Here is a 10,340-nt window from a genome sequence, read left to right on the forward strand (position 1 = left end):
ACACCGAGGTGCCGGTATCGCAGGCAAGCCAGCTCCCACAGAAAACCGGTTCCCACATTGAGTTTGTGTTGCTTGTCAGGCCGTGGCGTTCTTGTGCCGCACGGCCACCGGCCCCGCACGCTCTTCAATCTGCTGCTTGAGGTCATGCCGCAGCCCCACCAGAAACGCCAACTCCGCCACCACAAACAACGGCCCTACGATCAACCCGGACACGTCATCGACAAACGCCGGCTTTTTACCCTCGTAGTAATGCCCCACAAACTGAATTACCCAGCCCACCACAAACAGGCCGATGCCGCTGCTCAGCCACACCAGCGTGCTCTGCGCCGCCAGCACATGCCCGGCCCACACCGACAGGCCCATCAGCACCGTCATCAGTACACCGAGGGCCAGTTCCAGGCGCAGGTAGAACCACGCCGAGAGCAGCGCCACCACCACGGCCGGCGAGAGCCAGAGCCCGGCCACCGTCCATTCGGGGCGTGACAGCAGCACGGCCACCGCCACCACAATCAGCGGGATGCCAATAAAGTGGCTGGCGATATTGCGTGGGTCGCGGTGGTAGGCGGCGTATTGACTGAGGTGGTCGACGAGGCTTTTCATTGTTGTTCCTCCTGTAGGATGTTTGATCATGCCCTGTAGGCCTGCGGCACACTGTCAGCTGGCCGACAATCTTCGGAGTTCTCATGGATGCTGAGAAATGGCACCCGCGGCTGGCCACCGGTCACTGGTACAGCCATCTGCCTGCTGATTTACAGAATAGCCTGCTGGCCAACGCCCGGCTGCGGCAGCTGACGGCGGGGCAATACCTGTTCAAACGCGGCGACCCGCCGTGCGGGCTGTACGCGGTGCTGGAAGGCTCCCTGCGCATCAGCGCGGTGAACGAGCAGGGCAAGGAAGCGGTGTTGAGCCTGGCGGAATTGCCGTACTGGTTCGGCGAGATTTCCCTGTTCGACGGGTTGCCCCGTACCCACGACGCTTGCGCCGTCGGGCCGTGTACGCTGTTGCAGGTGCCGCAACCAGCCTTGCTGCAGATCCTCGAAGACGCTCCGCGCTACTGGCGCGACATGGCCCTGTTGATGAGCCAGAAACTGCGCCTGACCTTTATCAATATCGAGCAATTGAGCCTGATGCCGGCGTCGGTGCGGGTGGCGCACCGCTTGCTGATGATTGCCGAAGGTTACGGTGACATCGAACAGGCGCGGCAGGTGCTGCAACTGCCCCAGGAAGACCTGGCTGCGATGTTGAGCCTGTCGCGCCAGACCACCAACGCGTTGCTCAAGGACCTGCAGGGCCAGGGCATCGTGCGCCTGGGCTATGGCGAGATCGAAATCCTCGACCCGCAGCGTTTGCGCGAGGCGGCGCACGCCTGAGGGTGTTAGCCTGCGGTCACGATTATTCGAGGTGTGTTATGCGCGTCCTGCTAGTGGAACACGAGTCAGAAGCGGCCGAGGCGATGGGCCGCAGCCTGGAGGAGGCCAGTTACACGGTGGAGGTGGCGGCCAATGGCATGGCGGCCCTGCGCTTTGTGGAAAGCAGTGAATACGACCTGGTGATCCTGGATGTGATGCTGCCGGGGTTGAATGCCTGGAAGCTGCAACAGGCGATTCGGTTGAAAGGCGCGACGCCGATGCTGTTCTTGACCACCCCCGACGGGATTGAAGACCGGCTGCGTGGGCTGGAATTGCACGAGGATGATTATTTGCTCAAGCCGTTTGAGGCCCGGGCGTTGGTGGCGCGGGTGAAGAAGGTGTTGCGGCGGGATCGGGGGCGCTGATTGCCGCAGGTTTTTGCGGTGGCTGAACCATCGCTATCGCGGGCAAGCCCGGCTCCCACATTTGATCACTGTTGCCCAAGACCACTCGGTCAACTGTGGGAGCCGGGCTTGCCCGCGATGAGGCCCTCACAACCACCGCAATACCCACTACCTTAACCCATCCCTAAACTGCCCCGGCGTCATCCCGGTCCAGCGCTTGAACGCCCGGTTGAAGCTGCTGGTGTCGGCAAACCCCAGCAAATGACTGATTTCCGCCAGTGAACACTCGGGATCCCGCAAATGCAGGAGCGCGAGGTTCTCCCGGCACTCATTGAGCAGCGCATCGAACCGGCAACCCTCGTCCGCCAGGTGCCGCTGCAGGCTGCGCAAACTCAAATGCAACGCCTGGGCGATGCGTTCGGCGCTCGGTTCACCGTCAGGCAACTGCGCTTCGATGGCCGAACGCACCTTGCGCTCCCAGGTCAGCGGTCGCAGTTGCGCCAGGGTGCGTTTAAGCACGGTTTCATTGTGTTCGGCCAACTCCGGATTCGCATCGTCCAGGTGGCTGTCAAAGTCCCGGGCGGCGAACTCCAGGCGGTCTTCTTCTGCGGCGAAAAACACCGGTGCGCGAAACACTGTGTGCCACGGCTTGGGGTCCGCCGGTTCGGGCCGCCGCAGGTACACCGCCAGCGGCGCATAGTCGCGACCCAACCGATTGCGGCAGGTGCGCACGTAAATCGCGGCGAATGCATCAATCGCTTCAAACGCCGGCGCGGGCGTGCCGGTGGGTTGTTGCAGGCGAAAGCGGTAACGCTCGCCCTCCCGGCTAAGCTCCAGGCTCAGGGCGTCGCTGACCACCTGGTGATACCGCACGATCCGCTCGAACACTTCCCGCAGGCTGCCGCTGGCCACCAGCGCATAACCCAGGGCATGAAAGGTGGTGGGGCTGACAAACCGCGACACCCGCAAACCAATCGCCGGATCGCCACTGGCCTGCACCGCCAGTTCCCACAGGCGTGTGGTGGCCGACAACGGGTAGCGCGCGTTGGGGTCGTCCATCTGCTGCGGGTCGAGCCCGGCCTGGGCGCACAGCGCGGCGCTGTCGAGGTCCAGGGCGTCGAGCTGCTTGCGCAGGGCGCGGGTCCAGCTGGCGAGGGAGGTGGGTTCAGTCATGGTGATTGGCGCTTGCGGTCAACAGGTTGGCGTCCCGGGCTTGCGGCCCTTTACACAGCATAGGGCAGGATGGGCCCATCAATCACCAAGAGGATGGAAGCATGGACGGTACTTCTGCAAGTCCCCAGCAGATGAACGCACAGCAGCGCTCGGCGCATATCCGTGAAGTGGTGCTGGCCGAGGGCTTGTTATTGCGCCAGCGCCACCCCTGGCTGATGCATCAGGATGCGTTGGGCGCGGGCATCCTGGCCTTTGCCCTGGTGGGCATGGTGGGTTCGGCGGCGCTCTATATCACCGGGCACATGGCGTGGTGGGTGTGCCTGCTGCTCAACGCGTTCCTGGCGTCACTGACCCACGAGCTGGAGCACGACCTGATCCACAGCATGTACTTTCGCAAGCAGCGCCTGCCCCACAACCTGATGATGGGCCTGGTGTGGCTGGCGCGGCCCAGCACCATCAACCCTTGGGTGCGGCGGCATATTCACCTCAATCACCACAAGGTGTCCGGCAGCGAAACCGATATCGAAGAGCGTGCAATCACCAACGGTGAGCCGTGGGGCCTGGCGCGGTTGTTGATGGTCGGCGACAACATCATGTCGGCACTGATCCGGGTGCTGCGCGCACCGTCCTGGAAGCACAAACTGAGCATTCTCAAGCGCACGGCGCTGGTCTACGCACCGCTGGCGCTGCTGCATTGGGGCGCGTGGTATGTGTTCTTGGGCTTCCATGCCGCCAACGGCATTGCCGGCCTGTTGGGCGCACCAATCGACTGGTCAGCCAACACGTTGGCGGTGATGCACGTGATCGACATCGCCGCCGTGGTGATCATCGGCCCCAACGTGCTGCGCACCTTCTGCCTGCACTTTGTCAGCTCCAACATGCACTACTACGGTGACATCGAGCCGGGCAATGTGATCCAGCAAACCCAAGTGCTGAACCCCTGGTGGCTGTGGCCGTTGCAGGCGTTTTGCTTCAACTTCGGCAGCACCCACGGGATACATCACTTTGTGGTCAAGGAGCCGTTCTATATCCGCCAGATGACGGTGAAAGCGGCGCACAAGGTGATGGCGGAAATGGGCGTGCGTTTCAATGATTTCGGCACGTTTGCGCGGGCCAATCGGTTTGAACGCGGGTCGCAGGTGCAGGCGCCAGTGAAGCAGGCTGCACCGGTATGACGGCTATTTGCCGGTGATCAGCAAACAGAGGGGGGCGCTGCAGCCCCTGGCGTTTGAAAGCGTGACAAACCGAATTGCTGCCTCCGGGGTCTTGGTGGTGATCGTGAGGGGCGCGGTCGTGAAGCCTTCGGCCTGCAAGCGTTCCTTGGGCTGCACGACGACAGTGGTTTTGCCTTGGAAGACATTCAGCGGGTGTTCGGTGTTGTTCACGATCTCGACCGCTGCTTTCTCGGTGGCGTCGTGGGTGGGTGCAGCCTGACCGACGCTCGACAGCAGGGTGAACGCCAAAGCGAGGGTGAGGTGATAAGTCCGCTTCATAGGGGCTCCTGGGCAAAAGACAGGCCGCAATCCTGCACCTGATCGGCGAGCTCAATGGGCTGCTTATCTACCGCCACCACCAACTCAATCATCGCCTTCGCCGCCGGCGACAGACGAAACCCTGTGCGGCTGATAATCCCGCAGCGGTTGTTCAAACTGTCGAGGCTGTGGGGCACATTGCGCCAGTGCAGCATTGCCAGTTCGCCACGGGTAAAATGTTCGGTAAACGCATCCTCGGCGCCCAGGCCGATCGCATTGGACTGGCGCACGATGGCCGCCAGCGCCGCAAACTGCTCCAACTCGATAGCGGGAGAAAAGTCGATGCGCCCGCTCAGGTTGGCCAGCAGCTTGCGCACCCCCGGGGCTATCAGCGGCGTCGCCAGCGGGTAGTCAAACAAATCGTTGGTTGAGAGGCTGTCCTTGGCCAGCAACGGATGCCCGGCGCGGCAAAAAAACACAGTGCGCCGGGGTGTCAGGGCCTGGGTCTGGAAGTTCGGGTCGGCTTCGAAGTGGCGCACATCGGCGATGAAAAACTCGATCTCTTCGCGGCTCAGACTGCGCCCGAGTTTTTCCCAATTATCCACCTGCAAACCGCTGCGTACGTTGGGATGAGCGCTGACAAACCGTGCGATCGCCTCGGGTACCAGGTTGACCGCCGCCACGGCATCGCAGCCAAAGCGCAATTCGCCGGCGTCGAGCTTGGTCATACGCGTGACTTCATGGCTCAGCCGCGCCGCGCCCTGTACCAGGGATAGCGCATGTTGCAGCACCACCTGGCCTTCGGGGGTGGGGCGCAGCGCCTTGTGGGCACGGTCTACCAGCACGCAGCCGAATGCTTGTTCCAGGTTCTGGATGCTGCGGCTGAACGCCGGCTGGGTAATGCCCATGGCGTCGGCGGCGCGCACGAAACTGCGGTACTCGTTCAGAGCAATGAAGTAGCGCAGTTGGCGAAGATCCATGAGTTTCCCGGCATCCTGGAGGGAACCGGGATTTTAATAGCCTTACTTATTCCGTCAACGAAGCTTTGTTGTTTTATCTAGACTCAAATTGCATATCAATAGAGCGGGGCCGGTAGGTGGCCGGGCTGAACACGCGGGTCACGATCAGCATCGCTACCACCGTGACCGTCAGCACCATCCAGGCGCTGACGAAGCTGCCGGTCAGTTCCCGCAGCCAGCCGGTCAGCCACGGCGAAATGGCGTTGATCAAAAAGCCCACGCCCTGGACGAACGCGGCCAACTGGCCGGCTTCCCGAGGGTCGCGGCGGTGATCCAGGGTCAGCAGCAGGCTCAGGGCAAAACACGCCCCCAGGCCGAAGCCGATCAGCGCCACCCACAGGTGCGGGAATTGCAGCGGCGCCGTCAGCAAGCCGATATAGCCCACGGTCTGGGCCAGCAGGCTGATGCTCAGCAGCGGTCGACGATCGATGCCGCGTTGCGCCAATGCGGGCATCAACAGCGCGGCGATGACCTGAAAGATCGTCATGAACGCCAGCAGCGAGCCACTGGGCAATACGTCCCAACCCAGTTGCTGGTAGTAGGCCGGCAACCACGCGACCATGCTCATGTAGCCGCAATTCACCAGGCCGAAATACAGCGCCAGCAACCAGGCACGACGGTTGCGCAGGCCCTGGAAGGGCGCCGTCACCTGCGGGTTTTTCGCCGCGCCCAATGGCAGCCAGGCCCACAACAACAGCGCCCCCAAGGCGGGTAGCAGCCAGATCCCGAGCCCCGCCTGCCAATGCTGGAAGTGCCCCGCCACCAGCGGGCTGAGCAGCGCCGCCAAGCCACCGCCGCCCATCAACGACGCCGAGTAAACCCCCATCGCCAATGGCACGCGCTGGTGAAACTGGCGCTTGATCATCGCCGGCACCAATGCCTGGATCAGCGCCACCCCCGCGCCGCCGAACAGTGCCGTGGCCAGCAGCGCCGGCGCCTGGCCAAACAGCCAGCGCGCCAGGCACGCCAGCAGAATCATCATCAACCCCAGGGCAATCCCGCGTCGTTCCCCCAGCTTGGCCTCCAGGCGCACCCCCACCAATGCCACCAGGCCCATGCAGATCACCGGCAGGCTGGTGAGCAGGGCGCTGCTCTGGAAACTCAGGCCGGTGGCCAGGCGGATTTCCCCCAGCAACGGGCTGATGGAACTGAGGATGGGCCGCAGGTTCAGGCCCAGCACCACCAACAGGCCCCAGCCGGCGAGTTTGCCGGCGAGTGAATTATTCAGCGTCATGCAGGGCCTGCCATTGCGCGTAAAGGGCCTGCATCGCCGCTTGTGGCAGATGCTGTACAGGCAATTTTTGCTCCGTTAACGGCAGCGCCAGTTGCTGGTAGATCGCGGTTGTGGACAGGCCAAACGGCGCTGCCACTTCGTTGCTGGCAGCGAACACCACGCGCGACACGCCGCACAGGTACATCGCACTCAGGCACATCGGGCAGGGCTGGCCGCTGGCGTAGATCACGCAGCCGTCCAGGCGCGGGCCCAGTTGTTGGCTGGCGGCGCGGATGGCGAGCATCTCGGCGTGGGCGGTGGGGTCCTGGGTGAGGTGGATTTCGTTGACCGCTTCCACCAGCACCTCGCCGTCGCGCACCAGCACGGCGCCAAACGGGCGGCCACCGGCAGCGACGTTGGCCCTGGCCAGTTGCACCGCATGATGCAAATGCCGTTGATCGTCCGTCATGCCAAGCCCCTCGTGTGCAATGAAGCGTGAAGTATGGGCAGCCACGGGGGTATTCTTAAATTAAATATAACCATGCCAATCAGTGGCAAACGAAATGGTGAGCCCATGTTCGATCCCGTGTTATTGCGCAGTTTTGTCGCCGTGGTGTATTGCGGCAACTTCACCCGTGCGGCCGAGCGCCTGCATTTGACCCAGTCCACCGTCAGCCAACAGATCCGCCGCCTGGAAGACGCGCTTGGCAGCCAGGTGCTTGACCGCGATCAGCGCCGCGTGGTGGCCACGGTCGAGGGCGAACGCTTGCTGGCCTACGCGCGGCGCATCCTGGCACTGCACGAAGAGGCCGCCGACGTGCTGATCAATCAGCAGAGCGACGGCGTGCTGCGCCTGGCGGTGCCCGAGGATTTTGCGGCCGAGCGCCTGATGCCGCTGTTGTCGGCGTTTGTGCAGGCTTATCCCCGGGTGCGCCTGGAGGTCACCAGCGGCTTGGGGCCCGAGTTGCTGCGGGCTTATCGCAGCGGTGAGTTCGACGTGCTGCTGGTCAAGCAAATGGGCGACAGCGATGACTGCCTGGCGTCCTGGCCGGAGCCGTTGTGCTGGGTGGACAGCCGCAGTGCGCCGTCCCTGGGACGTGACCCGTTGCCGCTGGTGGCGTTTCCCGCGGGCGGTCTGTACCGCAATGAAATGCTGCATCACCTTGAAGTGGGCGGCTGGCGCTGGCGCATCGGCTATTCCAGCGCGAGCCTGGCCAGCGTGTGTTCGGCAGTGGCGGCGGGGCTGGGGATCAGCCTGCTGCCGGTGCGGGTGGTGCAGGCCGGGCATGTGGTGTTGGGCGCAGACAGCGGTTTGCCGGCGGTGCAGGGCGTGCGGCTGGCGCTGTATGGCCGCACCGGCCTGGGTGCTGCGGGGCAGGCATTGTTGAGCCAATTGCGGGATTTATGTGCCAGTAACCCGCGCTGAGCCATGCCTTCAGGGAATATTTTGCATGCCTCAAAAGCATCCGGATTTCGTACCTCGGCGCCAGCCCGCGCAGGCCGTGGCCTTGGCGTTTCCGGATGTTTCGTTTATTCAATTTAGATCTATCTATAACTTTAAAGATTACTTTAAGAGATAAGCGTCTGGCCCCGATGATTCAGCCCTCGACGGCCGCCAAGGCCCGTCGGTTTTTTTGCTTAAGACCGCAGGGGAGTGAATCAATGGGCAATGTCCAGACCGCCGCCAGTGCACAAGAGGCGCAGTGGCGCCAGGCACCGGGTGGTGAGTTGGTCGACCTTGGCCGGCCGCATCGCGCGCCGTTGGGGCAGTTGCGTACGCAGAAAACCCCCAAGGGTGTATTGAGTCGGCGTGAAGCGATCCTGTTGGGGATTCTCGCGCTGGCCCTGCATGGCGCGGTGATCTATTGGGTCAGCCAGAAGCCAACCCCGGTGCTGCCGATTGTGCCGCCGGAAATTCCGCCGATGACCATCGAATTTTCCCAGCCGGCCCCGCCGGTGGTGGAGCCACCACCGCCCGTGCCGCCGCCGCCACCGGTTGTCGAGCCACCGCCGCCGGTGGTCGATGAGTTGGCCGCCAAGCCGGCGCCGAAAAAAATTCCGAAACCCAAGCCGGTACCAAAGCCCGTGCCCAAGCCCGTGCCTGCGCCTGTGGTGGAGCAGCCGCCCGCGCCGCCAGTACCTGCGCCACCGGCTCCCGCACCGCCTGCGCCAGCGCCGGTAACGCCGGCCTCGGCCAACGCGGCGTACCTGAAGAACCCGGCGCCCGAATACCCGTCACTGGCCCAGCGCCGGGGCTGGGAAGGCACGGTGTTGTTGCGGGTGCACGTGCTGGCCACCGGCAAGCCGGGTGAGATCCAGGTCCAGAAAAGCAGTGGTCGCCAGCCACTCGACGAGGCCGCCCTGGCTGCCGTGAAACGCTGGAGTTTTGTACCGGCCAAGCAGGGCGATGTGGCTCAGGACGGCTGGGTCAGCGTACCGATCGATTTCAAGATTCATTAATTATTGGGCGGCGGTGTGTTGGACACATCGCCCTCTGCACAGAGGGAAAACATCATGGCATTAGCATCTCCAACTGAATCCATCGAAAGCGCGGTGATCTGGCTGCTGGTGGTCTTTTCGGTCGCCACCTGGGGCCTGGCCCTGCTCAAGGGCGTGCAGTTCGGCCGCCTCAAGTCTCAGGATCGCAAGTTCCACAAACAGTTCTGGGCGGCATCCAGCCTGGACTCGGCCGCAGAACTGGCCGAAACCAAACCCGGCGCTGCGGCTCGTGTGGCCCAGGCCGGTTACGCTGCGATCCAGGTCGGTGAGGCGCCGCACGCGGCTGATTTGAGCCAGGCGATCAACCACCAGGACCGCCTCGAACGGGCCTTGCGCCAACAAATCGTGCGTGAGCGTCGCTCCCTCGAAACCGGCTTGGCGGTGGTCGCGAGTATCGGCAGCACCTCGCCGTTTATCGGCCTGTTCGGTACGGTGTGGGGGATCATGGAAGCCTTGAAAGGCATCAGCGCTGCCGGTTCCGCCAGCCTCGAAACCGTGGCTGGCCCGATCGGTGCTGCATTGGTCGCCACCGGCGTGGGGATTGCCGTCGCGGTGCCGGCGGTGCTGGTCTACAACTACTTCCTGCGTCGCCTGAAACTCACCGCTGCTGACCTGGACGACTTCGCCCACGACTTCTACAGCCTGGCGCAGAAGAACTCCTTCCGCGTGCTGCTGCACCCGACGCTGAGCAAGGCGGGTGGTGCCCAGGGCGGCGCGCAAAAAGTGAAGGAGGCGTCCTGAGATGGCCTTCTCCACGCAAGACAGTGATGAGGTGCTGAGCGAGATCAACGTCACGCCGCTGGTGGACGTGATGCTGGTGCTGCTGGTGGTGTTTATCGTCACCGCGCCGCTGTTGACCAACGCGATTCCGATCAACCTGCCCAAGACGGAGGCGGTGGCCCCGGTGGAGCAGAAAGACCCGCTGGTGGTGAGCATCGATGCGGCGGGCAAACTGTTTATCAACAAGGATGAAATCCAGCCGGAGTTGCTGGAATTCAACCTGCAGTCGGCGAAGGCCAAGGACCCGGATGTGCGGGTGCAACTGCAGGCTGACGATGGAGTGAACTACGGCGAAGTGGCGCGGGCCATGGCGTCTATCGAGCGCGCGGGGATTACCAAGCTGTCGGTGATAACCGCACGTTAGTTTCAAATGCCTCGACAATTTTTTGGCCGTTTCCTTGGCAGGGTGCGGCTTTTTTTTGGTTCTTCAC

13 protein-coding genes are annotated in these 10,340 nt (G+C 63.2%); 7 read left to right on the top strand and 6 right to left on the bottom strand.

Annotation, left to right across the window (positions count from 1 at the left end; genetic code table 11):
- Positions 1-75: 75 nt before the first annotated feature.
- Positions 76-600, bottom strand: a complete 525-nt coding sequence (locus HX855_RS29215) for a DUF962 domain-containing protein (protein WP_177087895.1) — start codon at positions 598-600, stop codon at positions 76-78.
- Positions 601-683: 83 nt separating this feature from the next.
- Here HX855_RS29215 and HX855_RS29220 point away from each other — a divergent pair, with 83 nt between their 5' ends.
- Positions 684-1,370: a Crp/Fnr family transcriptional regulator gene (locus HX855_RS29220; RefSeq protein ID WP_177087892.1), complete on the top strand. Its 687-nt coding sequence runs from the start codon at positions 684-686 to the stop codon at positions 1,368-1,370.
- Positions 1,371-1,408: 38 nt separating this feature from the next.
- Positions 1,409-1,774, top strand: coding sequence for a response regulator transcription factor (locus HX855_RS29225; protein ID WP_177087890.1), 366 nt, complete (start codon positions 1,409-1,411; stop codon positions 1,772-1,774).
- A gap of 147 nt (positions 1,775-1,921) precedes the next feature.
- On the opposite strand, the gene HX855_RS29230 is transcribed toward HX855_RS29225, so the two are convergent.
- On the bottom strand, positions 1,922-2,926 hold the full coding sequence (locus HX855_RS29230; protein WP_177087887.1) for an AraC family transcriptional regulator: 1,005 nt from the start codon (positions 2,924-2,926) through the stop codon (positions 1,922-1,924).
- Positions 2,927-3,027: 101 nt separating this feature from the next.
- Between HX855_RS29230 and HX855_RS29235 the strand changes: the two genes are divergently transcribed.
- The gene (locus HX855_RS29235; RefSeq protein ID WP_177087885.1) at positions 3,028-4,101 is read left to right on the top strand and encodes a fatty acid desaturase; all 1,074 of its coding nucleotides are present in this window, start codon (positions 3,028-3,030) and stop codon (positions 4,099-4,101) included.
- 3 nt (positions 4,102-4,104) lie between these two features.
- On the opposite strand, the gene HX855_RS29240 is transcribed toward HX855_RS29235, so the two are convergent.
- The 4 genes from HX855_RS29240 to HX855_RS29255 all read right to left on the bottom strand — a co-directional run bounded on the left by HX855_RS29240 (position 4,105) and on the right by HX855_RS29255 (position 7,099).
- Positions 4,105-4,419 (bottom strand): hypothetical protein, encoded by a 315-nt coding sequence (locus tag HX855_RS29240; protein WP_177087883.1) that lies wholly within the window; start codon positions 4,417-4,419, stop codon positions 4,105-4,107.
- The gene (locus HX855_RS29245; protein WP_177087881.1) at positions 4,416-5,378 is read right to left on the bottom strand and encodes a LysR family transcriptional regulator; all 963 of its coding nucleotides are present in this window, start codon (positions 5,376-5,378) and stop codon (positions 4,416-4,418) included. Before HX855_RS29245 ends, HX855_RS29240 begins: the two co-directional genes overlap by 4 nt.
- A 73-nt stretch (positions 5,379-5,451) precedes the next feature.
- Positions 5,452-6,651 (bottom strand): CynX/NimT family MFS transporter, encoded by a 1,200-nt coding sequence (locus HX855_RS29250; RefSeq protein WP_177087879.1) that lies wholly within the window; start codon positions 6,649-6,651, stop codon positions 5,452-5,454.
- Entirely contained in the window at positions 6,638-7,099 is a 462-nt protein-coding gene (locus HX855_RS29255) for a nucleoside deaminase (protein ID WP_177087877.1), read from the bottom strand. The genes HX855_RS29250 and HX855_RS29255 overlap by 14 nt, the downstream gene beginning before the upstream one ends.
- Positions 7,100-7,204: 105 nt before the next feature.
- On the opposite strand from HX855_RS29255, the gene HX855_RS29260 reads away from it, so the two are divergent.
- From HX855_RS29260 to HX855_RS29275, 4 genes are all read left to right on the top strand, one after another.
- Positions 7,205-8,056, top strand: coding sequence for a LysR family transcriptional regulator (locus tag HX855_RS29260; protein WP_177087875.1), 852 nt, complete (start codon positions 7,205-7,207; stop codon positions 8,054-8,056).
- Positions 8,057-8,292: 236 nt separating this feature from the next.
- The gene (locus tag HX855_RS29265; protein WP_177087873.1) at positions 8,293-9,090 is read left to right on the top strand and encodes an energy transducer TonB; all 798 of its coding nucleotides are present in this window, start codon (positions 8,293-8,295) and stop codon (positions 9,088-9,090) included.
- Between the two features lie 51 nt (positions 9,091-9,141).
- Entirely contained in the window at positions 9,142-9,870 is a 729-nt protein-coding gene (locus HX855_RS29270) for a MotA/TolQ/ExbB proton channel family protein (RefSeq protein WP_085989906.1), read from the top strand.
- 1 nt (position 9,871) lies between these two features.
- A complete protein-coding gene (locus tag HX855_RS29275) occupies positions 9,872-10,273 on the top strand; it encodes a biopolymer transporter ExbD (RefSeq protein ID WP_177087871.1) in 402 nt (133 codons plus the stop codon).
- Positions 10,274-10,340: the final 67 nt, after the last annotated feature.

Source organism: Pseudomonas sp. IPO3778, assembly GCF_013386825.1.
Taxonomy (GTDB): domain Bacteria; phylum Pseudomonadota; class Gammaproteobacteria; order Pseudomonadales; family Pseudomonadaceae; genus Aquipseudomonas.